The sequence below is a fragment of the Flavobacterium palustre genome, from assembly GCF_014639535.1.
In the GTDB taxonomy this organism is placed as follows: Bacteria; Bacteroidota; Bacteroidia; order Flavobacteriales; family Flavobacteriaceae; genus Flavobacterium; species Flavobacterium palustre.
Genome location: NZ_BMGA01000002.1, coordinates 465,744 through 491,583, shown reverse-complemented (window position 1 = coordinate 491,583; position 25,840 = coordinate 465,744). Strand labels below are relative to the sequence as shown.

18 protein-coding genes are annotated in these 25,840 nt (G+C 34.8%); 5 read left to right on the top strand and 13 right to left on the bottom strand.

Features of this window, described 5'->3' with window-relative positions; genetic code table 11:
* Both IEV84_RS06995 and IEV84_RS06990 read left to right on the top strand, forming a co-directional pair.
* On the top strand, window positions 1-1,949 hold a 1,949-nt coding region (locus IEV84_RS06995), incomplete at its 5' end, for a YDG domain-containing protein (RefSeq protein WP_188493574.1).
* Window positions 1,950-2,106: 157 nt separating this feature from the next.
* Entirely contained in the window at window positions 2,107-2,517 is a 411-nt protein-coding gene (locus IEV84_RS06990; RefSeq protein WP_188493573.1) for an OsmC family peroxiredoxin, read from the top strand.
* Between the two features lie 84 nt (window positions 2,518-2,601).
* Here IEV84_RS06990 and IEV84_RS06985 read toward each other — a convergent pair whose 3' ends face one another.
* The 8 genes from IEV84_RS06985 to IEV84_RS06950 form a co-directional block, all read right to left on the bottom strand.
* Complete coding sequence (locus IEV84_RS06985; protein WP_188493572.1) at window positions 2,602-5,010, bottom strand: alpha-ketoacid dehydrogenase subunit alpha/beta; 2,409 nt, start codon at window positions 5,008-5,010, stop codon at window positions 2,602-2,604.
* Between the two features lie 184 nt (window positions 5,011-5,194).
* Window positions 5,195-7,945 carry a gluzincin family metallopeptidase gene (locus IEV84_RS06980; protein ID WP_188493585.1) on the bottom strand — a complete coding sequence of 917 codons (2,751 nt, stop codon included), beginning with the start codon at window positions 7,943-7,945 and terminating at the stop codon, window positions 5,195-5,197.
* Between the two features lie 174 nt (window positions 7,946-8,119).
* A complete protein-coding gene (locus IEV84_RS06975; RefSeq protein WP_188493571.1) occupies window positions 8,120-8,848 on the bottom strand; it encodes an LOG family protein in 729 nt (242 codons plus the stop codon).
* Window positions 8,849-9,021: 173 nt separating this feature from the next.
* Window positions 9,022-9,909: an alpha/beta hydrolase gene (locus IEV84_RS06970; protein ID WP_188493570.1), complete on the bottom strand. Its 888-nt coding sequence runs from the start codon at window positions 9,907-9,909 to the stop codon at window positions 9,022-9,024.
* A gap of 139 nt (window positions 9,910-10,048) precedes the next feature.
* Entirely contained in the window at window positions 10,049-12,880 is a 2,832-nt protein-coding gene (gene uvrA, locus IEV84_RS06965) for an excinuclease ABC subunit UvrA (RefSeq protein ID WP_188493569.1), read from the bottom strand.
* A gap of 209 nt (window positions 12,881-13,089) precedes the next feature.
* On the bottom strand, window positions 13,090-14,874 hold the full coding sequence (locus tag IEV84_RS06960) for a chloride channel protein (RefSeq protein ID WP_188493568.1): 1,785 nt from the start codon (window positions 14,872-14,874) through the stop codon (window positions 13,090-13,092).
* Window positions 14,875-14,911: 37 nt separating this feature from the next.
* On the bottom strand, window positions 14,912-15,586 hold the full coding sequence (locus IEV84_RS06955; protein ID WP_188493567.1) for a DNA alkylation repair protein: 675 nt from the start codon (window positions 15,584-15,586) through the stop codon (window positions 14,912-14,914).
* A gap of 2 nt (window positions 15,587-15,588) precedes the next feature.
* Complete coding sequence (locus IEV84_RS06950) at window positions 15,589-16,173, bottom strand: acyl carrier protein phosphodiesterase (RefSeq protein WP_188493566.1); 585 nt, start codon at window positions 16,171-16,173, stop codon at window positions 15,589-15,591.
* Window positions 16,174-16,395: 222 nt separating this feature from the next.
* On the opposite strand from IEV84_RS06950, the gene glmM reads away from it, so the two are divergent.
* Window positions 16,396-17,790 carry a phosphoglucosamine mutase gene (gene glmM, locus IEV84_RS06945; RefSeq protein ID WP_188493565.1) on the top strand — a complete coding sequence of 465 codons (1,395 nt, stop codon included), beginning with the start codon at window positions 16,396-16,398 and terminating at the stop codon, window positions 17,788-17,790.
* Between the two features lie 466 nt (window positions 17,791-18,256).
* On the opposite strand, the gene IEV84_RS06940 is transcribed toward glmM, so the two are convergent.
* The 5 genes from IEV84_RS06940 to IEV84_RS06920 all read right to left on the bottom strand — a co-directional run bounded on the left by IEV84_RS06940 (window position 18,257) and on the right by IEV84_RS06920 (window position 23,651).
* A complete protein-coding gene (locus IEV84_RS06940) occupies window positions 18,257-18,895 on the bottom strand; it encodes a hypothetical protein (RefSeq protein WP_188493564.1) in 639 nt (212 codons plus the stop codon).
* A 50-nt stretch (window positions 18,896-18,945) separates the two neighbouring features.
* Window positions 18,946-19,461 (bottom strand): hypothetical protein, encoded by a 516-nt coding sequence (locus tag IEV84_RS06935; protein ID WP_188493563.1) that lies wholly within the window; start codon window positions 19,459-19,461, stop codon window positions 18,946-18,948.
* A 186-nt stretch (window positions 19,462-19,647) separates the two neighbouring features.
* On the bottom strand, window positions 19,648-22,176 hold the full coding sequence (locus IEV84_RS06930) for a TonB-dependent receptor (protein WP_188493562.1): 2,529 nt from the start codon (window positions 22,174-22,176) through the stop codon (window positions 19,648-19,650).
* Window positions 22,163-23,077, bottom strand: coding sequence for a FecR family protein (locus tag IEV84_RS06925; protein ID WP_188493561.1), 915 nt, complete (start codon window positions 23,075-23,077; stop codon window positions 22,163-22,165). The genes IEV84_RS06930 and IEV84_RS06925 overlap by 14 nt, the downstream gene beginning before the upstream one ends.
* A gap of 58 nt (window positions 23,078-23,135) precedes the next feature.
* Window positions 23,136-23,651 carry an RNA polymerase sigma factor gene (locus IEV84_RS06920; RefSeq protein ID WP_188493560.1) on the bottom strand — a complete coding sequence of 172 codons (516 nt, stop codon included), beginning with the start codon at window positions 23,649-23,651 and terminating at the stop codon, window positions 23,136-23,138.
* Between the two features lie 237 nt (window positions 23,652-23,888).
* Here IEV84_RS06920 and IEV84_RS06915 point away from each other — a divergent pair, with 237 nt between their 5' ends.
* On the top strand, window positions 23,889-24,932 hold the full coding sequence (locus IEV84_RS06915) for a hypothetical protein (RefSeq protein ID WP_188493559.1): 1,044 nt from the start codon (window positions 23,889-23,891) through the stop codon (window positions 24,930-24,932).
* Window positions 24,933-25,003: 71 nt separating this feature from the next.
* Window positions 25,004-25,747, top strand: coding sequence for a membrane metalloprotease (locus IEV84_RS06910; protein ID WP_188493558.1), 744 nt, complete (start codon window positions 25,004-25,006; stop codon window positions 25,745-25,747).
* The last annotated feature ends 93 nt before the right edge of the window (window positions 25,748-25,840 follow it).

Sequence of the window (25,840 nt, the reverse complement as noted above, 5' to 3'; positions counted from 1 at the left end):
TATCGAGTAAAAATGTTGGCACTTACACAAGCTTTACAGTTAACTCACTGACATCATCAAATTCAAATTATAAAGTAACAGGAGGAACAGTAGGTGTAGATATTATGAAGAAAGATTTGACTGTAACAGCAGTTGCTGATAATAAGATCTTTGATGGTAATACTACAGCAGTAGTAACATTAACAACTGATGCAGTAGCGGGTGATGATATAACTGTGTCTTATTTTCCTGCAAATTCAAACTTCGCAGATTTTAATGTGGGTACATGGAAGGTAACTGTAACGGGTATCTCAATAGGCGGGGCGGATGCACCAAATTATAATTTGACAAGTACTACAGCTATAGATCTTGCTGCTGAGATTACAATAGCTTCTACCATAACTACACTTATTACAAGTGCACCAAGTGTGAGGTTCATGGATAACTTAACAATGACAGCGAGAGTAACACCTGCGAATACAGCACAATTATTGACCGGTAGTGTTAAATTCTTTATCAATGGTGTATCTTATGGAACTGCATCTATTGTGCCTGTACCAGGTACATCGAATAGCATTTTCGAAGCAACTATTATCAAACAGGTTGCTGAAAATCCAGGAACTTATAATGTAGTAGGTGTATTTACTCCAGGCACTCCTTCGAATTATGATGAAAGTACTTCATTGTCTAAGCCACTTACAGTAGTAGCCAGGAATGCAGATCCATATGATGCAAAAGGATTCTATACTGGTGATGTGTTTGCATGGACAACCGGGCCTAATTCAAGTAAGGGGACTTTAACTATGACAGCAATGATTAAGGATAAGAACCTTCCTAAAGGTGATTTGAGAGGTGCAAAAGTTACTTTCTGTTATGTTAATAATGGTGTGTGGTCACCGATTCCAAGTGCAAAAGATATACCGGTAGGTCTTGTAGATATTAATGATGGTTCAATAGGATTCGCCAGTGCCATTGTTCAGTTTGATATTGGCTCACAGAATGCAGCGAACTACCAGGTAGGAGTATTGGTTACCGGTGCATATTCAAATGAAACTTTGAAAGACTGTGGACTTTCACAGGTAATAGTTTCGGTAAGTAAACCAATATCCGGAGGATTTATTTGTGGCGGTAGTAGGTTTGTTAATCCTGTTACAACACAGCAATCTGCAGGTTATATCAAAGGAGTACCGGGTCTGTGTACAGATTATCAATTCGATATTCAATACACAAAATCAGGAACTAATCCTAAAGGCAAAGTGAAAGTTTTGATTAACAGTTATTATAAGACAGATGGAATATTGGATGATAAACTGCACACTTATATCATCACAACAAATGCGATTGCTTCGATGGTGGCGACAGCTCCAAGAGGAACCTTCAGTGCAAAAGCTAATCTTGTAGAGCAAATTGGTGAAACAACAGTTGCGATTGAGGGAGGGGCTACTTTTCAAATGACAGCTTACCAATGTGGAACTGATCAGAAAATAGCTATTACACTTTACAGAAAAGCGGGCGGTATCTGGTTCTCCAGTAGTTGGGATGGAACTAAAACGGTAGAAAAAGCTGTTGGATCAGGTAGCAAAGTTTATGTTGATGGTGGTGGAAATTGTCAAGCATCAGTATCAACGGTAACAGCTCGTGTGAGTACGCCAACAATTTCAAAACAAGTAATAGAGACACCGGTTATTTTTGAAGAAGTAAATAAAACATCAGAAATAACAAAACCAATTCCTTTCGACGTAATCGCTTATCCAAACCCATCTAATAACCAATTTACTATAACTCTGGTAGGAGCTAGTAGTGAAAAGGTATCCGTTCAGGTATTTGACTTATTAGGTAAATTGATAAAAGTCATTGAGAAAAATGACGGAGAACCAATCGTTTTTGGAGAGGAATTACCTCTAAGTACTTATATTGCAATTGTTACTCAGGGTGATAATAGAAAAACTATTAAATTAGTGAAACACTAATAACCTTTAAAATTATATCACAAGCCAACTCATTCATTTGGGTTGGCTTTTAATTTTTAATTAAATATGTTTTAACGGAAATGATTTATGTAAAAAAGAATTAAATTAGAGCGGGTTAAAAAAATAGAAAGAGAAAAAAAACAATAAATATAAAAGTATGAAAAGAAACGCAACAGCAGTTTGGAAAGGTTCTCTAAAAGAAGGAAAAGGAGTTCTTACCACCCAAAGTAAAACATTAGAAAATACTCAATATTCCTTTCATTCCCGTTTTGAGGAAGGAGTAGGTACAAATCCTGAAGAATTAGTTGCTGCGGCACATTCGGGCTGTTTTACAATGCAATTATCGGCTTATATTACCGAAGCAGGATTTGAAATTGAAAGTATCGAAACCAAATGTGTTATTAATTTATTGGAAGGAACAATTAAAGAATCTAACTTAACCGTAAATGCTAAAATAGAAGGGATTTCAGATGCAGCATTTCAGGAATTGGTAACGAAAGCGGAACACAATTGTCCAATTTCTAAGTTGTTTAATACTACAATTACAACATCGGCTACTTTGATTTAAAATGGTTTCCAAATCAAAAGGCTCGTTTTGAATAAAAAAACGAGCCTTTTTTGATGAGTTAATCCATCCGATTTATGGATTGTTTTAGTATAATTTCGGATATTTAGCGGGGTTAGATTCAGACAGAATACCATATACTTTTTCGTAAATATCTTCAATAGAAGGTTTTGAAAAATAATCCCCATCAGTTCCGTAAGAAGGACGGTGTTCTTTAGCAGATAAGGTTTGGGGTTTGCTGTCTAAAAATTTGTAAGCATCCTGCTGCTCAATAATTTGTTGTAAAATATAAGCAGAAGCGCCACCGGGAACATCTTCATCAATTACTAAAAGACGATTCGTTTTTTGGATACTTTTAGCAATATCATGATTAATATCGAGTGGGAGTAATGATTGAATATCAATTACTTCGCAATCGATACCGGTTTCTGCTAATTCTATAGCAGCCTGTTCAACCAGTCTGAGAGTGGATCCGTAGGAAACAAGTGTGATGTCGCTACCTTCTTTTATGGTTTCTACAACGCCTATTGGTGTTTTGAATTCACCATAATTCAGAGGCATTTTTTCTTTTAATCGGTATCCGTTCAGGCATTCTACCACTAAGGCAGGTTCGTCGCATTCCAATAAGGTATTGTAAAACCCGGCAGCCTTAGTCATATTTCTGGGAACCAAAACATGAATTCCTCTAATGGCATTAATAATCATTCCCATAGGTGATCCTGAGTGCCAAATACCTTCCAGACGATGTCCGCGTGTTCTGATGATTAAAGGTGCTTTTTGTTTACCAACAGTTCGATATTGTAATGAAGCTAAATCGTCACTTAGAATTTGGATTGCATACAATAAATAATCGAGGTATTGGATTTCAGCAATTGGTCGTAAGCCTCTCAGTGCGAGTCCTATTCCCTGACCAATAATAGTTGCTTCGCGAATACCTGTATCGGCAACACGGGTTTCTCCGTATTTTTCCTGCATACCTTCTAAACCTTGGTTGACATCCCCGATGTTTCCTGAATCTTCTCCAAAAATGAGAACCTCTGGATATTTGGCAAATAAAGCATCAAAGTTATCACGAATAATCATTCGTCCATCAGTATCCCTTCTGGCATCTGCAGCATAGTCAGGTAGTACTTCTTTAACTGAAAAAACATTGTTTTTGGATTCCGAATAAAGATTGTCGCTGAAGGCAGCCTGATTTATTTGAGTGTATTTTTGTATCCAAAGGGATAATTCAGTTCCCTGAACTTCATTTACAACTAAACGCAGCGACTTTCTGGCTGTTGCGAGAATTTCCTTTTTTAGAGGATCTTTAATATTTTTTAGACTATTCGAAAGTCTTAAAATCTGTTCTTTATTTTTGCTTGAAGGAGCTATTTTTTCCAGAATATTAATTAGCTCATTTTTTTCGGCAACAATAGGAGCTATGAATGAATTCCAGGCAGCTTTTTTACCTTCTAAAACTTCTTTTTTGATCGTTGCATCAATCTCATCGAGTTCTTCTGCCGAAGCGATATTGATGGCAATCATCCACAGTCGCATTTGTCTGATACAGTCAAATTCTCTTTCCCAATTCAATCGCTCAGTGCTTTTGTATCTTTCGTGCGATCCTGAACTGGAATGTCCCTGTGGTTGTGTTAATTCGGTTACGTGAACTAAAACAGGAACATGTTGTTCTCTGGCAATTTTAGAGGCTTTTTCGTAAGTGGTAATCAAGTCGGAGTAATCCCAGCCTTTTACAGTAAAAATTTCGATTCCATTACTGTTTTTATCACGTTGAAATCCGGATAAAATTTCAGATATATTTTCTTTGGTAGTTTGGTGTCTGGCATGTACAGAAATACCGTATTCATCATCCCAAATACTGATTAACATAGGTACTTGCAGTACTCCGGCAGCATTTATAGTTTCAAAAAAAACGCCTTCTGATGTACTGGCATTTCCTATGGTTCCCCAGGCAATTTCGTCTCCTTCGTTAGAAAAATTACTTTGATTAGGGATATTATTTATTTTTCGATAAACCTTAGATGCTTGTGCTAAACCTAGCAAACGTGGCATTTGAGCTGCTGTGGGAGAAATATCAGAACTGGAATTTTTTTGTTTAGTCAGGTTTTTCCAACTTCCGTCTTCGTTTAAACTGTGCGTTACAAAATGTCCTCCCATCTGTCTTCCGGCCGACATAGGTTCTTGTTTAATATCGGTATTACCGTATAATCCGGCAAAGAAATTAGCTGTTGTAAATTCGCCAATGGCCATCATAAAAGTTTGGTCACGATAGTAGCCCGAACGAAAATCACCATCTTTAAAGAATTTTGCCATTGCTAATTGTGGCACTTCTTTTCCGTCTCCAAAAATTCCAAATTTAGCTTTACCGGTCAATACTTCCCTGCGTCCTAAAAGACTGCATTCTCGACTTGTTACAGCAATCTTATAATCATTCAATACTTCAGTCTTGAAATCCTCAAAAGTCAATGTAGCATTGTTTTTTTCTTTTATCATAATTGAAAGATTATAATTCATGGCGCAAATTTACTTAAAAACTGCTTATTATCATAACTCAATAAAAGAAAAAACATTTATAATTTGGTGTTTTTATTCAAAAAAAATATTGTTTTTTTTAATAAAAATTAATTTTTGTTTAAATATTTGATTATTATGTAATTCTAAATTCCAAGTTGTTTGTTTAGAACCATTTTCGATTAAATAAGTTGATTAGTATTTTTGGAGAAAGAGTAATAATGAATCTAATTTTCTCATTATAATTAGGTTGACCAATTTCCCATCCGTTTGAAGAATAAACAGGCAGGTACATTTCAAAATAGTCGGGTACCAAATTGAATCGGATGCCGCTGTCAAAAAGAAAGTTCTGTTTTTGAAATTTATTTTTTACAAGTCCAGCATCGCCATAAACTTCTATCCAATTCCAAAGTTTATAACTTGCATTTACAGTACTCATCCATTGATTAGCATAAGGTGTTTTTAGTTTAGATTTGAATCCTCCTTCGGCTATAACCAATTGCTGGCTGAAAAAACCGCTGCTTTCTGAACGACCATAATAGCCATAGTCAAATAAATAATCGGTAGGTCGGTCGAGGGCAAAACTGAAAAAATCAGAATTGGTGTTGTTGTACAGAAACCTCCCAACAAACATACGGAAATTCAATTGCTGATTGTTCTCAAAGAGTTTTCTAAATTCAATTTCACCAGCTATTTTTCCAAAATTATTGGCAATTTGAATGTCGCTAATAAAATTGAAGTGTTTTGTGATTTCTGTTTTGGTATTAAAATATTTGGCATTAAAAACCGAATAATTTTCCGTTGCAACATCGTTAGTAACAATAGCACTCTTTTCTCTATTTACCAATACCTGACGCAAATAAATCAATTGTTTTCTATTGTCTCTGAAATCATTTTCTCTGATTCGTATTTGGATATTAGGGTTTAGTTTGGTGTAAGAAGCGTCGGGAGCATAATGGAAGTATGATCCTGACATATTGTATTTTACATTGTACAATTTACTGTTTCTGTAATTTTGGTTTATTGTAAAAGATCCTGAACCCGATACTGTTTTTGAATTGGTTGAATAAGCGGGATTGATGTCAAAAATAAAAGGTTTTTCTAATATGGTTTTGTTATGAAGACGCATTCCGGGAATTAAACCGTCATATAAATTGTATTCTAAAGTGGGAACATACAGAATTTGGTTGTAATAAGGATCTTCTAAATCCTTCATAAATACAAATTTTATTGGACGGTTGTTAGGGAAAAAGGACTTTAATGATTTCCAATTGTTTCTTAAGTTATATTCGGGAACTTCATTTTTATAATTCAGTACAATTTTGCTGGCATTATTTCTTTCAATGCTAAAAACGCTGTCTTTAGGTGCAGGTTCCAGCCATTTTTTAAATACAATTTCTTTGCCTTTTACTCCATACACAGGAACAGGAACGTGAATTCCTGTTTTGTTTTTTAATGTAAACTGAATGCTGTCGGGAGTTTTAGTTACTTTGTTAAATTTATAATCAATTAAATTTCGGGAATAGATTACGGTATTAAAAAACCAATCAATATTTTTATCTGTTTGATGTTTTAGTCTGTTTTCAAAATCGACAGCTGTAGTTTGTATTCCTTTGTTATTGCTGTAAAAATCATAAATACTTTTGGTTACTGCCTGATTTTCTAAGTAACTGTTTAAGAAACGCAGACTTAAACCTGCCCGGTATTTACTGGCAATTTGTTCGTTGAATTTAATTAAAGTATTTTTAGGGGTTCCCAGTGCCTGATCCAGATTTTTTCGAGCCATTAGCATATAAAAATAGCTGTATTGCTCGTTGAAATCTAAATTAACCAAATTGAAACTTTTTAATAGTTTAAAAGTAGAAACATTTCCCATCATCTTAGTGTTAGGATAGTTTTCTTCAATATATTTCATCATGGTATATATTTGAATACCATCATGTACCCAACTTTCTTTTCGATTATCAATAAAAAGACTGTTGTTGAGATAAACATTCAGATAGGTTTTTAAGAACTTTAGTTCGTATGTAAACTCATCAGTAAAAGGACGAATAAAGGAAGGTAATTGATTGAGTCCGTAAAAAGGATTTCTCTCATAATCGTTTTGTGAAATGAGTATCTTTTTGAAGGGATATTCACCAACAAAGGTTTTTACAAAACGAACGACACAGTCAATAGCTTCGGCCTGAGCAAAAGGAGTAATTTTATCTCCGTCCAAATTGGTTATTACTTCAAAACTCTCACTTTTAAAGTTGGTAAAACTTGATTTGGGTTCGATAAAAAGACTAAAGTTAACTCTGCTTTTCCCATTTAATTTATAAATTGAATAATCGTTGTTCGAAATTTCTTCTGCAATGTCTAAATCGGTATTGATTTCAAATCCTTCAGCTACTTTTAGTTCAATCTCAAAATCAGTCACAGCATTCGCAATGTCGTCTAAATTTTCATTGCTGTATTGTATAAAACCGTGGTTTTTATAAGCAGCAGGAGTGAGGAACCAGTCTCTTAGATTGATATTTCCGAATTCATCATAACCAAATTTAGTGAATTTACTATTGGGTATTTTTACTTTATAACGAAGCTGAAGATTGATTTTTTGGTTTGGAGCCAGTTTCTTAGCTAGTTGTATAACAATTAAATCCGGATTTTTATCAGGTCTTTTCCAGGATAATGCCAAAAGTTCACTATTAGTAATACTGATATTGCTTGTTTTTCCTCTTTCTTCTTCTTTAGCCAAATGAAAGCTACGGATAAATTCATCCGAAAATCGTTCTGCTAAAGGAGTTTTTACATTAGAATAAGCATTGTTCCAGTCGTTTAAAACAATTTCCGAAAGACTATCTGTAGAAGTGTTGTAAAAAGTAATTTCTTGTTCGATGTTCAGTACGTGTGTCTCGGTATCTACATCTGCCGTTATTTTATTGTAATGTTGTGCAATACTGCTGTTTGTTGTGGTAAAAACAACAAGAAATAAAAGCCATATTTTAGCAATAGTGTTCAACGGTAGTTTGGGGTTTAATACTTATTGAAGTTACATTTTTTTATTGAACCAAAACGAATAAAATATAAAAAAAGCTGTAATAAACAGCTTTTAAAAATTAGGTTTAAGAGTGTACTTCTTATAGAAATTATCTAAAACTTCGACCACCTCATCTTCATGATCAACAATTTTAAAGAGGTTTAAATCTTCAGGATTGATATTGTTTTCCTGTTCCAGCAAGACTTTTTTAATCCAGTCGATTAATCCTGACCAATAACTGCTTCCTACTAAAATAATTGGAAAACGGGCAATTTTTTTGGTTTGGATTAAAGTGATGGCTTCAAACATTTCATCTAAGGTTCCAAAACCACCGGGCATGACCACAAATCCCTGAGAATATTTGACAAACATTACTTTTCTAACAAAGAAATAATCAAAATTAAGGTTTTTGTCGTGGTCAATATATGGATTGAAATGCTGTTCAAAAGGCAAGTCAATGTTTAAGCCTACCGAAGTTCCTCCTCCTAAATGCGCGCCCTTGTTACCGGCTTCCATGATTCCCGGACCACCACCGGTAATCACGCCATAACCTGCTTTGCTTATTTTATAAGCAATTTTTTCGGCTAATTGATAGTATTTGTTATCCGGTTTAGTACGTGCCGATCCAAAAATAGAAACACAAGGACCAATACGTCCCATGTTTTCATAGCCATTTACAAACTCCGACATGATTTTAAAAATCGCCCAACTGTCATTGGTACGAATTTCATTCCATGTTTTTTGTTTCAAACTGTTTTGGATTATTTTTTCTTCATCATTATCAAAGTCTTCTAATCTCATTTTTCTTGGTATTAATTTAGTTTAAACAGGTAAACCGCTTTTTACTAAAGTAAGACTTTTTACTAATAAATATCTTATAACGAATTGTAAAATTTTATTAAAATGATTTTTTATTTGTTAATGTATTGTGATATAATTGTTTGCGTACTTAGGTTGTACGTTTCTGGAAGGGATTATTTTTTGTAAATATCTAAAAGCCAATTGGAAAAACTGTTTTTCCACATTTCAACGGAATGGCCTTCGTTATAGGCTAATCCAAAACCATGATCTCCTTTAGAATAAACGTGTAATTCCGATTTGTCAACTTCGGCAACTACAGCAGATAAAAAGGGAAGCGCTCTTTTTAAAGTCCATTTTTTATCATCCCTTGCAATAGCCATAAAAAAGGGAGGTAAAGTTGATTTGTCTTTTATACTTTCAAGTAATTTTAATCTGTCTCCTGCATAAATTAGGCCTGCAAAGGCTGGTTTCCAAGGTAAATTTTGATTAACACTTGTAAAAGTCAACCATTCCGATATAAATCCACCTGCTGAAAAACCAAGTACACCTATTTTGTCTTTGTCAAATTTTAATTTATCTGCCAATTCAATCATCGTTATCACACTCGCATTTACATCTTTTTTAAGTGCTTCAAAATAGACTGTCTCCATAGGAATTTTAAATTTTCCTTTTTCATCTTTGGTATTAGTACGGTATTTTACAACCATACAAGTGATTCCTTGTTGCGAAAGCCAAAGTGCCAAATCGGTTCCTTCTTTGTCAACCCAGTTGGTAACAAAACCGCCTCCTGGAAAAATGATGGTTGCAATGTGTTTGTTGTTAGCTTCGGCAGCTGGGAAAAGCATATAAGTTGGTTCGGAAATATTAGAAAAAACACGATTTTTTTGTGATAATGAACCTGATTTTACAAGCGAATCAACATACGTTTCTTTTTGCTCATGTATAATTGGATTGTCTTTGATTCCGTCTGGAAATAAAGGAATTTCTTTAGGGATTTGTGCAAATATCGAAATGCTTTGTAATAGAAAAAATAAGAACAGAGAAGGTGTAATTTTGTTCATGGTTAAAATAATTGGTTGCTTAACTGGTTTTGAATCAAATGTATAAAAAATAGTAATAAAATATAATTTACAAAAATGATAATAGTGACCAAAAACCAACCCGCCCTTCGGAACCCCTCCGGAGGAGGGGAATGGCGAATTAAATTAACTCTTTCTTTAAAAATTTAGCGGTATAGCTTTTTTTGACCTGAGCAACTTCTTCAGGAGTTCCTTTAGCAACAACAGTTCCGCCGCCTTTTCCTCCTTCAGGACCAATATCGATGATGTAGTCGGCTAGTTTGATAACGTCCAGATTGTGTTCGATAATCAGGATGGTGTTGCCTTTATCGACTAATTTATTGATCACTTCCATCAATACGCGAATGTCTTCAAAATGTAATCCTGTAGTAGGTTCGTCCAGAATATAAAAAGTATTTCCGGTATCTTTTTTAGATAATTCTCCTGCCAGTTTGATGCGCTGTGCTTCACCACCGGAAAGCGTAGTACTTTGTTGTCCCAGAGTGATATATCCTAATCCAACATCCTGAATGGTTTTTATTTTGCGGTAAATTTTTGGAATATTTTCAAAGAAAGGAACGGCTTCGTCCACAGTCATATCCAGTACATCTGAAATAGATTTTCCTTTATAGCGAATTTCTAAAGTTTCTCTGTTGAAGCGTTTTCCCTGACAGGTCTCACATTCAACATACACATCCGGCAAAAAGTTCATTTCAATAGTGCGTACCCCAGATCCCTGACAAGTTTCGCAACGACCTCCAGCTACGTTAAAACTAAATCGTCCGGCCTTGTAACCACGAATCATGCTTTCCGGAGTTTTGGTAAACAAAGCTCGGATTTCGGTAAAAACTTCGGTGTAGGTTGCCGGATTTGAACGCGGTGTTCTTCCAATAGGACTTTGGTCAATATCGATGACTTTATCAATGTGCTCTAAACCTTCAATTTTTTTATAAGGCTGTGGTTTTTTAACTCCGTTAAAATAATAAGCATTCAGAATAGGGTAGAGTGTTTCGTTAATTAACGTCGATTTTCCGCTACCTGAAACTCCTGTTACGCAAATCATTTTTCCTAAAGGTAATTCGATAGAAACATTCTTTAAATTATTTCCGGTAGCTCCTGTAAGTTTTAGCATTTTTCCATTTCCTTCACGACGCTTTGACGGAATGTCAAACTTCATCTTTCCATTAAGGTACTGTGCTGTAATAGTGTTGGATTTCAGGGTTTCTTTAGGTGTTCCAATGCTAATAATTTCGCCACCAAATTTCCCGGCTTTTGGACCAATATCAATTACATAATCGGCGCGTTCAATCATGTCTTTGTCGTGTTCAACTACAATTACCGAGTTACCAATGTCACGCAATTGTTCCAGAGAATGAATTAGCTTTTCGTTGTCTCTTTGGTGTAAACCAATACTTGGTTCATCTAAAATATAAAGTACACCAACGAGTTGCGAACCAATTTGTGTTGCTAATCGGATGCGTTGTGCTTCACCACCTGAAAGCGATTTGGAGCTTCGGCTTAAAGCCAAATAATCCAAACCTACGTTCATTAAAAAGTCTAATCGATCCTTAATCTCTTTAATTACTTCAGAGGCGATAAGTAGTTGTTTATCGGATAAATGGGTGTTTAAATTACGAAACCATTTTGTTAAATCGGAGATATCCATATTGCACAATTCGGCAATATTTTTTTCGTCTATTTTAAAGAATAAGGCTTCTTTTTTTAGACGTGAACCTTCACAAACAGGACATTCTAATTCGTCCATGAAATCTTTTGCCCAACGTTTAATGGTTGTCGAACCACTTTCGTCGTGTTGGTTTTTGATGAAATTTGCAATTCCTTCAAAATCTATTTTGTAATCTCGGGCAACACCTAAATCTTTGGAATTGATGGTGAATTTTTCTTTACCACCATTCAGAATCATTTCCATCGCGGCCTCAGGAATACTTTCGATGGCATCGGTGATTTTAAAATTGTATTTCTGTCCGATGATTTCCAATTGTTTGAAAATCCAGGAAGATTTGTATTCGCCAAGGGGCGCAAAACCTCCCGTTTTTATCGATAGTTTTGGGTCTGGTATAATCTTTTTAACATTAATTTCATTTACCGTTCCTAATCCGTTGCAATGTTCACAGGCTCCTTTTGGAGAATTGAATGAAAATAAATTAGGTTCCGGATTTTGGTACGAAATTCCAGTTGAAGGACACATAAGGTTTCGGCTAAAATAACGAACCTCTTGACTGTCTTGATCTAAAATCATCAAAACATTTTCGCCGTGGTGCATGGCAGTATTGATGCTTTCGGAAAGGCGTTTTTGATTGTCTTCACTGTTATCAATAAGCATTCTGTCTACCACAATTTCAATATCGTGGGTTTTATAACGATCCAGTTTCATTCCGGGAGTAATATCCAGAATATCACCGTTTACACGAACTTTTAGAAAACCTTGCTTGGCAATTTGTTGAAACAATTCACCATAATGTCCTTTTCGGGCGCGAATTACCGGAGCTAAAATATTGATGCGTTTGTTAGCAAAATCAGTTACAATCAAATCTTTTATTTGCTCGTCTGAATACGAAATCATTTTTTCGCCGGTATTGTAACTGTAAGCATCGGCTCCACGAGCGTAAAGCAAACGCAGGAAATCATATATTTCAGTAATTGTCCCAACGGTAGAACGCGGGCTTTTACTGGTTGTTTTTTGCTCAATAGCAATTACAGGTGACAAGCCATCTATTTTATCCACATCAGGACGTTCAAGACCGCCAAGAAATTGTCGGGCATAAGCCGAAAAGGTTTCTACATAACGGCGTTGTCCTTCAGCATAAATAGTATCGAAGGCTAAAGAGGATTTTCCGGAACCTGAAAGACCGGTAATCACTACCATTTTTTCACGTGGAATGGAAATATCTATATTTTTTAGATTATGAACTCTGGCGCCTAAAACTTCAAGAGTATTGTCTTTGTCTAACATAATTTTTGCTGATTGCTTTTTTCATCACAATGACAGCAAAGTTACTATTTGTTTCGCAGAGATTTGCAAAGTTAATACAGAGTATCGCGGAGAATTTATGGTAAAAGAGTGATTTTATAAAAATTTGCTAAGTTAACTCATGCATTGGCTGGTATTTTGAGTACTATTTTGTGTGTCTCTGTCTTAACTTTGCGAATCTCTGTGGAATTTTACTCTATCGTCATCGATTTCAGTTTACTTCTGTAAGCTTCCAGTGCTTCTGATTTAGAAATAAAACCATAGTATTTTTGATCCTTGATAACGGGTAAATAGGTTTTTCTCGTTTTTTCAAATTTGTCCATGACAACCTCCATGTTATTAAATGGATAAATAATATCGGCAGGATCTTTCATGATTTCTTTTATCAGCGTGTATTTAACTCTGTACTTGTTAAAAATAACTTCTCTGATTTCGTTAAAGTGTACCACGCCTAATAAATGTTTTTCTTTATCAACAACAGCAAATACGGTTTGGGTGGAATGCGAAATTAAATCCACTAATTTTTCTAAATTATCATCCGGAGAAAGAGTAAGATAATCAGTATGAATAATCGAATTGGTGTTTAATGTAGCTAATACGTTGGTGTCTTTGTTATTGGTAAAAGCATGTCCTTTTTGAACCAAACTTTTTACATCCATCGAATGTTTTTCGAAAGTTTTTGAAATTGCAAAACTGATGGAAGCCACAATCATAAGTGGAAGTAAGAGACTGTAACCACCTGTAATTTCGGCAATAAGGAAAATGGCTGTTAGTGGTGCATGGAATAATCCACTTAAGATTCCGGCCATGCCTATCATTGTAAAATTACTGATAGGTAAGTGGGTCAATCCTGTTAAATTGAATGCTTTTGCAAAAACATAACCCACGTAAGAACCCATAAAAAGAGAAGGTGCAAAATTACCTCCATTTCCTCCGGATCCTAAAGTAATGGATGTGGCAAAAACTTTCATCATCATCGTTGCGCCTACAAAAAGAAGAATGATCCATCTGTTGTTCTGAAATTGACTAAATAAGGTGTTTTCTAATAATTCCCCTGCATTATTATCTGCCAGGGTTCGGATGCTTTCGTATCCTTCACCAAAAAGCGTTGGAAAAATAAAAATCAGTACCGCTAATATGGAAGCACCTAAAAGTGCTTTTTTGTATGGATTTAATCTGAGATGAGAGAAAAAATGCTCGGTTCTTTGGAAGTTTCGAGTGTAATAAATCGAGATAAATCCGGTGACTACGCCCAGTAAAACATAAAACGGAATGTTATGGTAATCGAATTCCTTTTGCTGCTGTACTTTTAGCAAAATGGTTTCGTCCAATGTGATTACAGAAACCAAAGCTCCGGTTGCTGCAGCAATCATGATAGGGGTAAAGGCCGAAATACTCACATCAACCAATAAAAATTCGATAGCAAATAAGACTCCGGCAATAGGAGCATTAAAAGCAGCACCGATACCCGCAGCTACACCGCAACCGATAAGTAAGGTTCTGTCTTTATAGTTTAGCTTGTAATTTTGTGCAAAATTAGAACCAAAAGCAGCACCTGTTATCACAATTGGACTTTCTAAACCTGCCGAACCCCCTAAGCCTACCGTTAAGGAACTGGTTACAATTTGGGCATACATTTGTTTACGCGGAATAATACTCGCTTTCTTGGCTACCGAATAGAGAATTTGCGAAGTCCCTTTTTCGATAGTTCCTCCTAATAATCGTTTAATAACGAATGCAGTTAATAAAAGTCCCGCAATGGGCAGAATACTGTTAATGAAACTCAGTTTTAGGATTTTATTAATATTGGTGGCAAAAACAAATACCCAGTGTGCAAATGATTTTAAAACAATAACGGCAATGGCCGAGCTAATGCCTACTAATACACTCGAAAGGAAAATAAATTGTTTTTCGGTTAACAAAGATTGCGCTAAACCAATTATACTTTCTAGTTTTGAAATATATTTTTTGAACATTATTGTGTTTTTTTGAAAGTGCTAAAATACTATAATTTTAAGCATCGGGTAAATTTTTAAGGGCTTCTTTTCGGCTTAAAGGCTTTAAGTTATTAACCAAAACAAATTGTTTTACGGCTTCAGAATTTGTTTTTGCATATTCCCGTAAAGCCCATCCAATGGCTTTTTGAATGAAAAATTCGCTTGCATTTTGATGCTGAATACAAATGGTTTTGAGTAACTCAAAATCCGTTTTTTGTTTGTAACCCAATTGAAACAGAATAGCACTTCTGTTGAGCCACATGTTGTTTGAATTTGAAAAAAATGCTACAGTATCAGGAATTGCATCTGGAAATTCTACGAGGTATTGTCCCAAAAGATATTTCGAAATAGTATCCACGCTGTCCCACCAGGAATTTGTGGTGAGTAGTTTTTCTATGAGTAAAATATCCTCTTTTTTGTAATTGCCTTTGAGCTCTTTGATTAGAATTTCGATAGCGCAATAGTGTAATTCCCTTTGTTCTTTTGTGTACAATTCTAAAGCAATTGCTCTGGCATTTTCTGAAACTTCCGCTTTGTTAGCTTTCCAAATTTCTTTAAAAACGTTTCTTCTTTCGGTTGTTTTGATACCAAAAAAAGAAAAATGATTTTTCATGTATTTTGCCATTGCCAATGCGTTTTCGGCATTGCTGATTTCCCGGAAAGTATTTTCTAATTGCGGTATAAAAGCCATTCTTAAAGTGTATTTAATTTTGATGTACAATAGCTTTTTATGTCTTCGAAAAAAGAACTGAATTCCGCTTCGAATTCCGTATAATATTTCTGAAGTTCTTCAGAAGCAAAACGCATATTCGAATTGTTGTCAGTTCGGCGATCCATTCGACTTAAGATTTCATGGATTCCATCAATGCTCTGATAGCTTGAAAGCCAATTTTGTTTTTCCATGTAGGGAAGAATTTGTTTGGCTCTTTCGCTAAGTAAATCATGATGCGTATGCATGGATTGGTAAAAACGACTGACATATTCTTCTAAATCTTCATCCGAATAGTTGCTCCAGTTTTTTGCCAAAAAATGATCATAAAAAATATCTACAATTACGCCGGCGTAATGATGGTAACGCTTGTGTAAACGCTTCGTGCTTTCCCTGAAAACAGGATGCGCATCAGTATAAGTATCGATTGCACGGTGTAACAGAATTCCTTTTTGAATTTCCGAAGGGTAGTCTTCAAATTTTCTTCCACGGATACCATCGGCCATGAAATTGCCAATTTTAATAAATTCATTGTCTCCTGAAAGGTAGATGTGTGCTAGGAAATTCATCTTTTGAAGTTGCTAAGGTTCTTAGAAGCTAAGCTGCTGAGTTATTTTAGTAAATGTATTAAAACTTTTTTGAATCACTTTGTTGTCTAGTTTAAGCTTTAAATAAAATTAAATTTAAATTATTTTAAAATCTTAGCTTCTCAGCATCTCAGTAACCCAACAACTTTTTTATATTTGTGTCCAACTTAACATCAATTTACTTAAAATTTTAAAAATAAGAGAATGACATTAATAAAATCAATATCAGGAATTCGTGGAACTATTGGCGGAAAGGTAGGAGACAATCTTACTCCGGTTGACGCAGTGAAATTTGCTTCGGCTTATGGAACTTGGTTGAAAAATACCTATGGCAAGGATAATAAAAACCTAAAGGTGGTTGTAGGTCGTGATGCCCGAATTTCCGGACCAATGATTCATAATTTAGTTGTGAATACTTTAATAGGATTAGGTATTGATGTAATTGATTTAGGATTGTCAACAACTCCTACCGTTGAAGTGGCGGTTCCATTAGAAAGTGCCGATGGTGGAATTATTTTAACAGCTTCGCACAATCCAAAACAGTGGAATGCCTTGAAATTGTTGAATGATAAGGGAGAATTCTTGAACGGAGTTGAAGGTGAAAAAATCTTAGCTATTGCTGAGGCTGAAGCTTTTGATTTCTCGGATGTGGATAGTTTAGGCGAAATTATTGAAAATGATGCTTACATGGACATTCATATCGATGAAGTATTGAACTTAGCTTTGGTAGATGTTGACGCCGTAAAAGCAGCCAAATTTAAAGTAGTTGTTGATGGAGTGAATTCATCAGGAGGGGTTATTATTCCTAAATTACTGGAATTAATGGGGGTTGAAGTGGTAAAATTATACTGTGAGCCTAACGGACATTTCCCTCACAATCCGGAACCTTTAAAAGAGCATTTGAAGGACATTTGCGAATTAGTAGTTGAAGAAAAAGCACATTTAGGTATCGTTGTTGACCCGGATGTAGACCGTTTGGCTTTCATTAGCGAAGACGGGGAAATGTTTGGTGAAGAATATACTTTGGTAGCCGTTGCTGATTATGTGTTGAGTAAAACCCCTGGAAATACGGTTTCTAATATGTCTTCTTCCCGTGCTTTACGCGATGTGACCAATGCGCATAACGGCAGTTACGAAGCCAGTGCGGTAGGTGAGGTGAACGTAGTAGAATTGATGAAAAAGAATAATGCCATCATTGGTGGTGAAGGAAACGGTGGAATTATTTATCCGGAGTCTCATTATGGTCGTGATAGTTTGGTAGGTGTGGCTTTGTTTTTGACGCATTTGGCTAAAAAGAATATGAGCGTTTCAGCTTTGCGAGCTTCTTATCCTGAGTATTATATGAGCAAAAACAAAATCGAATTGACTCCGCAAATTGATGTGGATGCGATTTTGGTAGCCATGACCGAGAAATACAAAAACGAAGATATTTCTACGATTGACGGAGTTAAAATTGATTTTGCTAACGAATGGGTTCATTTGAGAAAATCCAATACAGAACCTATTATTCGTATTTATACCGAAGCGCCTTTGCAATCACAAGCCGATGCTTTGGCCTTGCGAATTATTGATGAAATTAAAGCTATCGCAGGAATTTAATTGTTACTGTTTTTAAACAATAAAACCCTCTTTTAATTTTTATTTAAAAGAGGGTTTGTTTTTATTTATTGTCCATTTTTTTGATAATTTCTCTAAGTAAGTCATTTTGTTCTTGTTTTAAAATGAAAAGTTTATTGACCCATTTATGGATGACATAAACAATTCCTAAAACGATTCCGAAGTAACAAAGGGATACTAAAATTGGAAATAAGGTAAAAATACTCATGATGAAAAAATTAAGTTGGTTAATAGTTGATTTTAAGAAAAATACCCCTTGCAGGTGCGAGCGTCACGCTAGTACCCATCCTGAATTTTTCAATTTCTTTGTGTCCACGAGCGTGACGCTCGCGGTAGCAGGGTAAAATCAATGGTTCTGACTGTGCCATTATTGGCGGTAGGAGTTCATTTTTTTATTATTTTGTATCTAAATTGATTTTTTGGAGAGGTTGCGCAGTGGTTACTGTCGTTATCTGCTGTTTTTTATTCGATCGTAATTGTATTTATCATTTTCGTCAAACCATCTGTAGCTGTCTAATATTTCTACGTCAATTGCTTGTTGAATTACTTTTTCAAACTTCTTAGGTATCCAACAGAATAAACTTTGCTCACATTTGTAGTCGGAATGAAAATAATTCCTCTTCAAGTAAAACCAAGTGTCAATTGGCGGGACGTCTCCTTCGTCTACGAAGTTTCTGCTCTCCACAATTGGTGCTCCATCGTGTGTCGTAACACAAGTTTGAAAACTTAAAATTCTGCCTAATTCGTCAAGTTTAGATAAGTCAACTTGGTCAGAGTTTGGTCTTTGTTTAAGAGCTAAATCCAAGAGCAAGTCATAGTTGTCAAATGAATAATCGTCAATTGTCCAAGTAGCATAGTCATCGTCAAAAGAGTAGAGTTTGCTTCCGTTTAATTCAGGATTTGTCTTTCTAAAAACCAATCCATATTTACCATTTTGAAAGTCAAATTTTTTAGAAAGTTCTTCAGTCCAACATATAACCTGAATTAGGTTTTTTGTAAAATCCATTAACTCTTTATCTGTCCAAACATTTCGGCTTGTTTTATCAGTCTTGTGAAAAATGGATTTTATGGTTTGAAATATCTTCATTATAATAGTTTGTTAATATGTGTGTCGTCCCAAAATAGCAGGTAACGTCATTAGTTGATGATAGGTGGAGGAACAGGAAACATTTTATCAAACTCATCAAATTTTATTTTCCTATCTATCGGTTTTAACTGTTTGTACGTTTGTAAATTATCCATCCATTCTTCAAATTTCCAAAACTCTTTTGGACCTTTACCACCGTGTAGCATTAATTTTTTATTGTCAATTGAAAAAGCTATCGTTGTTCCATCTTCAATTTGGTTATTTAAAATGACAGAATCCTTGATAGGGAATTTAAATTCGCAGATTAAACTATCTAATATTTTCTTCTCATTCTGTTCGAGAATAAAATAGTTTAATACCTTTTGTCGAAACGGATTATCGTTTAAATAGTAAACTGTATCTGAAGAATTAAATTTTAATCTATAAATCGTTTTAATATTTCCTTTTGAATAAGTAAAGTTTGTATAACAACTTTTCTTTTCCTTTTCACAACTGCAGAATAAAACCAATATTATTATTGAACCAAGTTTTTTCATTTTTGAAATATTATTTTTGCAACTGTTCATTTTCCGATTGTTTTAATTTACGTAATTTCGGTACAACTAGCTCATAACTTTTATATAGCCAGATGTAATCATACAAAGCCATGCCGTCGGTCCTAACTTGCTTTATCCAAATATATAGATAAATTATTACAAATTACTACAGCGTATTTTATTTGAGGAGATTTTTTACTAAAGGTAGTTCGCTAATTAAAAATTCACTCTAAAACTCACATTAGGAGTCAAGCCCAGGGATTTGTTGTTGACCTGTATGGTTTTCGAAGTATCGTTAGGATCTACTTTGTAGTAACGGTTAATGATGTTGTTTTGATTGGTAATGTTGATTACACCAGCTCTTAGGATTGCTTTTATAGCCGAGCTGAAATTGAAACTGTAACTAAAGGAAGCATTTATTCGAAGAAAATGATTCAGGTTTTGACTGTTAGGGGTATCGTAATTTACAAAATAGCGGTTTCCATTTTGTACTGTTTCGTTTCCTGCAACGGGTTTGGTGTACGGCAGTCCATTGTGCCAGCTGCCGCCAATGGCCATTTTTAAATTTTCCAGAATGGCATAATTCCATCCCATGTTTACTGAATGACGAATGTCAACATTATTGGGAAAGGAAGAAGGTATGAAACTCTCAAAATGATAATTGTTTTGACTAAAAGTATAACTCAGCCAGGCGCTGTGTTTTTTGGACGTTTTGTTAATTAAGAATTCGATTCCTTTATCGTTGTAGCTTCCGTGAGCATTTTTGTATTGGAAATTATTGTAAAATCCCTGATTGGAAGCGGTAATGCCGTCAACCAGTTTGTAAAATCCGGTGAGGTCAATGTTCCAGTTATTATCATTGAATTCGAAGCCAAAAGAAGCCTGTTTGCTTTTGGCAATCGGGATGTCTTTGTTATTGACTAATTGCCAGCGTCTTTTTTCCACGCCCAGAAAATCATCTTCAAAATCGATAATTTGCGTAGAAGTCTGATTTTTAAATTCACCTTCCAGTTTGAATGCGAATTGGTTTGAAAGTTCCTGTCTGAAATTGATTCTGGGTTCGAAAAGAAATTTTTGGAATTTCTGAAAATAATTCAAACGAAGTCCTAAACGCAAGTAGGTTTTGTTCTTGTTGTATTCGGTTTCGGCGTATAAAGCCTGATTTAATAAAACATTCTTTTTCGTACTGGAATAGAATGGTGCGCTTACACGGGTTTGGTTAAGCATTCCGGTTTCATTGACTTGGTATCCTGCTAAAAGTTGGGTGTTTTCATTCCATAAATAATGCAAATTCAGTTTGGCCGCCGTTTCAATCACTTCATTGGCTTCGGTCAACAGCTGATTGGTAGCCACACGATAATCACGGGAATCAATGTTGTATCTGGAAAAATAGCTGTTCAATTGGGTGCTTAATTTGGGTGTCCATTGGGCTTTCCAGTTGCCACCAAAACCGATGTTCTTTTGCGAAAGCGCACTGGATTTTGATTTGGTGTCATCGCTGTTATTATTTTCAGAATAATTCAATTCGTTAGTTATCCCGATAAGATTTGCTCTAAACTGGTGTTTTTCGTTTAAATCATAAAGAATTTTTGCGGTGTAATCATAGAAATAAAAATCCGAATTGGTGTTTTTATCGGAGTTATCTGCATTGATTTCGGTATCCTGAAAACTCTTTTTGTAATAGTTGGTATAAGTAGGCGTGTTGACAAAATCGGTGATGGAATGACGGGCAGAAAGGTCGATTTCCAGATTTTTGGCCAACGGAATTTCAACAAAAGCATCTCCGCTAATTAAATTGATACCGGCACCTCCGGAAACGGAATTCTTGATTTCGTTATTGGTGCTCATATTAATCATACTAGAAACACCATCACTAAATTCGGCACTGGTACCGTTTTTAGTCACTACAATTTTATTGGTCAAATTGGGATTGTAAGCTGAAATTAAACCGAAAAAATGTCCCGAATGATACATTTTGATATTGTCCCAAAGCATTAGGTTTTGATCATTTGTACCTCCGCGAACATTGATATTGGCAACACTTTCATTAGCGCTTTCAATTCCCGGCAGCACTTGTATGGATTGTAAAACATCAGGTTCGGTAAGTCCGGGAAGAATACTGAATTTTTTAGTGTTTAAAACCGTACTGCCATCAGTGTTTTTTTGTAAACCGGAAGTTAAAAATACCGGAATTAAAACCGGATTGAGTTCTTCTTTGGAGGGTTTTAAATAAATCGTTTGACAATCTTTTGCGGAAGCAAAAAAAGCAGTTGCTCTTACTTCTTTAGTTTCAAAACCCAAATAAGAAATAGTAATAATCGTTTCCAGAGGAATATTCTCCAGACTGAAACTTCCGTTTTTTGAAGCAATCGTTACTTTTGAATTATTGGTTCGAATAGTTGCTCCCGAAAGTGTGTTTTTAGAATCTTCTGCCAAAATAAATCCGCAAATATTTATGGTTTTGTCCAGTGGTGATATGGTAATGTAGCGACTGTCCAATGCTTTGAAATTAAGCGGAACTTTTGCATTCAGATAATCAATGGTTTGCTGCAGATTTAAGGAATTAGAAGGTTTTTCGATGCTAATTGCAGCAATGTCTTCTACAGCATAGGAGAATTTAATATTAAATTGTTGTTCAAGGGTTTTTATAATAGAGGTTAAAGGAGTTTTGTTACTGCTAGTTTGCGCAGTACCAATACTCCCAACAAAAAACACTAAATAAAAAATCCATTTATTGAACTTCATATTGGTATAATGTAACGGTTTTGCCTTTTATTCTATAGCTTAATTGCAGCGGAATAGTAATGGATTCCAAAGCTGTTTTTTGATTCGTATGTGTAAAACCTCCGGTAAATAATTTTGAGGTATCGATGCCTTGGGTTTCAATTTTAATATCGTATTGACGCTCTAATTCGGCAATAACCTGGTTGAGAGGAACACGGGTAAAACTGGATTCTTTTTGTAACCATGAAGGTGTTTGAGCATCAAAATCATCTGTTTTTTCAATCTGTTTGTTAATGACTCTAAAGCTTTTTCCGGGAGGTAATTTTACGGTTGTATTATTGTAAGTCACACTTACCAAACCTTCAAAACAGCTTACTTCGTAATAGTTGTCTCTTTGTTTAACATCAAAATGAGTCCCTAACACTTTTACCACACCATCAGTGGTTTTTACACTAAAAGTTTTTCCTTTTTGTACCTGAAAATAAGCTTCTCCTTCCAGAGTTAAATCTCTTTGCTTGTCCCAATTGTGTTCGTTGAAAGTAATTTTGGAAGAAGCATTCAAAAGCACTTCCGAATTATCCGGTAATTTAAAGGTTTGTGTTTGTGCAATTCCGGTTTCAAAAGTTTGATTGGAATTCAAAAACAGCCAATAAGCCGAGGCTAAAAGAACCACAAAAACAGCTGCTACTTTAAAAACAGTACTAAAATATAAAGGACGTACTTTAGTTTTCTTTTTAGTTAGTTTTCGGTTCTTAAATGCAGCCAAAGCTTCTTCGGCATTTATTTTTGGTGTATCGATGTGTGATGCATAATGCGCAATTTTTTCAATGGTGTCAAAATCCTCCGATTGTTTTAAATCAGCAATTTCGTCAGCCGAAAGTTCGCCATCAAGCCATTTTAATATTTCTTTTTCCTTTTTCATGAGTTCTCGCTATAGTAATAAGACAACTGTATCGTTTTTTACCCTACTATTCAATACATTAAATATTTTCTATTTGTTCTTTTAAGGTTTTTAAAGCTCCAGACATTCTTTTTTCAACCGCTTTTTGACTGATGTCCAATATTTCGGCAATTTCCCGGTATTTTTTTCCGTCAATTCGATTCATTAAAAATACTTCGCGTTGGGCTTCACTTAAGGATGCGATGGCATTTTGTAGTTTGATTTTAAATTCTTCTTCTTCTAAAAGGTATTCCGGACTTTGATTGGTTTTATCCAGAGCAGGAGTGTCTTTGGCGAAAGCCATAACTACTTTTTGATGTTTAACCGTATTCAGGAACAAATTATTTACCGTGGTGAATAAATAGGTTTTGACTTTGGTGTAGTCAATTTGGGAGCAGTTTTCCCAAATTTTAGCAAAGGCATCCTGTACAATATCTAAAGCAGCATCACTATCGCCCGATTTGTAATAGGCAAAATTGGTAGCTGATTGTACGTTTTTTATATAAAATTCGCTAAAATAAGATTCTTCGCAAAGATTATTTTTTTTATCAGACATTCTGGTAGGTTTGGATTTTGGTTATCGTAAAATTATATTATTTTTTTTGATTTTAAACTCTTTGTATTTGATGGATATTTTTTATTGATTCTAATTGTTTGTAAATCAGTAATTTGTGTAAAATTTGATTTTTTTTAATTTTTCAGGGTAGGGAAAAATTATTTGCTGTTGTCTTACTAATAGAAATGCGAATAAATCGTCATTATAAACTATTAGAAAATATTAAATTTGTAAGTTATGAAAACATTAAAATGGATTACCGGAATTGCATTGATGAGTATTTTTGCTTTAACATCATGCCAAAGTGAAATTGAAGAAATTGAGGGAGAAAACCCAAATACGAACACAGCTAATTCAACTACAGCCACCAATCTGAAACGAGTTGCTATGTATGATGGCTCATCCGATGATTTTATTGATGATTCTTCCTGTTCATCTATAAAATTTCCTTTTACGGCTATAGTAAACGGAGTGGAACTTACTTTTATCAGCCAATTGAGTTATGAATCGGCAATTAATATTCTTGGAACATTGAATAATGATGAAGATAAAGTGGTAATTAAATTTCCTATTACTATCAAAATGAGTGATTATACCGAAGTTACTGTAACCAGTCAATCACAATATGACGCGATTATTGACAATTGTGATGATGCGGAAGATGATGGAAAAGATGCTATTTCGACACTAAATATTGATTATCCTGTTACCATATTAACTTATGATGCCAGTTTAGTGCAAACCGGAAGTGTTACTTTTTCATCCGAAAAAGAACTTTTTACCTATATGCAAAATTTGAGCAGCACGGAATATTTTTCGGTAAAATATCCGGTGAATGTAACACTTGCTGACGGATCTGAGATGGAAATTAAGAGTGATACTGAATTTAAAGCCAGTGTTACAGCAGCTTTGAATATTAAAGAAACAATGGATGAAGCGGAAGACGATAAAGAGGATTTAGAAACAATTTTAGTAAACGGTACTTTCAAGGTAAACTCATATATCAATGCCGGCGTGGATTCGACGAATAATTATTTAGGTGCTACAATTGATTTTGCCAATGATTGGAAAGTAAAATCAATGACTACATTAGCAACTCTTGCGACAGGAACTTATACTGTAACTTCGGATGTAAATGTGTATTTGCAAATGAGTTTCACCGGAAGCACTGATTTTAGTTTGTTTAATAAAACATGGAAAGTAAGCAGTTTTACCGCTTCCACAATTACTTTAGAGAGTAAGACCAATAGTGCTATAAAATTAGTACTAAAACAAATTTAATTGGTGATGATTAGTTTTTGCAATTAATTTGTGTTTAATTTATATTCTAAAATAGTTTTTAAACGTAAAAAATGAAGAAAATAATTGCTGTAATTAGCTTGTTTTTATTAGTGTTAAGCTCTTGTTCAAAGGACAGTGCTGAAAACGTTCAAATTAATAATAAAAAAACATTAGGAGCTTCAGCAAATGATTTATTGTCAGCCGACAAGTTTGACAGTATGATTATCGAAATTGTTTATGTGGAAGGTTTTGAACCTACCACCACAGCAATTACTAATTTTGTTTCATTTTTAAATAGTCGAATTAACAAACCGGGCGGAATTACAATTCAAAAAAGAGCCATTCCTTCACCGGGGAATGTAAGTTACACAAATGCACAAATTATAGCCATTGAGGAGGCTAACCGGATTCATTACAACGATGGGAGTCAAATTGCTGTCTGGGCTTTTTTTGCTGATGCTAAATCTTCTTCAGACACCAGTACTTCGGTGGTTTTAGGAACGGCTTATAGAAATACTTCGTTTGTTATTTATGAAAATACGGTTAAAAAAATGAGCGGAGGCACTTTTAAACCCAGTACGGCTGTTTTAGAAACTACAGTGATAGAACATGAATTTGGACATATTTTAGGTTTGACTAATGTAGGGACAGCTCTGCAGTCAGATCACGAAGATCCTGATCATAAGAGACATTGCAATGTGGAAAGTTGTTTGATGTTTTGGGAATCTGAATCGGGTGGGAATATATTAGGAGGAACCGTTCCGCAACTGGATGCGCAATGTATTGCCGACCTTCGTGCCAATGGTGGGAAATAATTCATTTTTGGAATAATTTCGAAATAAAAAATAATTCGCAAACCCTAAATAATGCAAAGCTTAGTCGAAATTTTGACTAAGCTTTTTTTGTTT

Bases quoted from the DNA above. Each gene is read 5' to 3' on its own strand.
- IEV84_RS06990 (WP_188493573.1), top strand. From the start codon at position 2,107: ATGAAAAGAAACGCAACAGCAGTTTGGAAAGGTTCTCTAAAAGAAGGA.
- IEV84_RS06985 (WP_188493572.1), bottom strand. From the start codon at position 5,010: ATGATAAAAGAAAAAAACAATGCTACATTGACTTTTGAGGATTTCAAG.
- IEV84_RS06975 (WP_188493571.1), bottom strand. From the start codon at position 8,848: ATGAGATTAGAAGACTTTGATAATGATGAAGAAAAAATAATCCAAAAC.
- IEV84_RS06970 (WP_188493570.1), bottom strand. From the start codon at position 9,909: ATGAACAAAATTACACCTTCTCTGTTCTTATTTTTTCTATTACAAAGC.
- uvrA (WP_188493569.1), bottom strand. From the start codon at position 12,880: ATGTTAGACAAAGACAATACTCTTGAAGTTTTAGGCGCCAGAGTTCAT.
- IEV84_RS06960 (WP_188493568.1), bottom strand. From the start codon at position 14,874: ATGTTCAAAAAATATATTTCAAAACTAGAAAGTATAATTGGTTTAGCG.
- IEV84_RS06955 (WP_188493567.1), bottom strand. From the start codon at position 15,586: ATGGCTTTTATACCGCAATTAGAAAATACTTTCCGGGAAATCAGCAAT.
- IEV84_RS06950 (WP_188493566.1), bottom strand. From the start codon at position 16,173: ATGAATTTCCTAGCACACATCTACCTTTCAGGAGACAATGAATTTATT.
- glmM (WP_188493565.1), top strand. From the start codon at position 16,396: ATGACATTAATAAAATCAATATCAGGAATTCGTGGAACTATTGGCGGA.
- IEV84_RS06940 (WP_188493564.1), bottom strand. From the start codon at position 18,895: ATGAAGATATTTCAAACCATAAAATCCATTTTTCACAAGACTGATAAA.
- IEV84_RS06935 (WP_188493563.1), bottom strand. From the start codon at position 19,461: ATGAACAGTTGCAAAAATAATATTTCAAAAATGAAAAAACTTGGTTCA.
- IEV84_RS06930 (WP_188493562.1), bottom strand. From the start codon at position 22,176: ATGAAGTTCAATAAATGGATTTTTTATTTAGTGTTTTTTGTTGGGAGT.
- IEV84_RS06925 (WP_188493561.1), bottom strand. From the start codon at position 23,077: ATGAAAAAGGAAAAAGAAATATTAAAATGGCTTGATGGCGAACTTTCG.
- IEV84_RS06920 (WP_188493560.1), bottom strand. From the start codon at position 23,651: ATGTCTGATAAAAAAAATAATCTTTGCGAAGAATCTTATTTTAGCGAA.
- IEV84_RS06915 (WP_188493559.1), top strand. From the start codon at position 23,889: ATGAAAACATTAAAATGGATTACCGGAATTGCATTGATGAGTATTTTT.
- IEV84_RS06910 (WP_188493558.1), top strand. From the start codon at position 25,004: ATGAAGAAAATAATTGCTGTAATTAGCTTGTTTTTATTAGTGTTAAGC.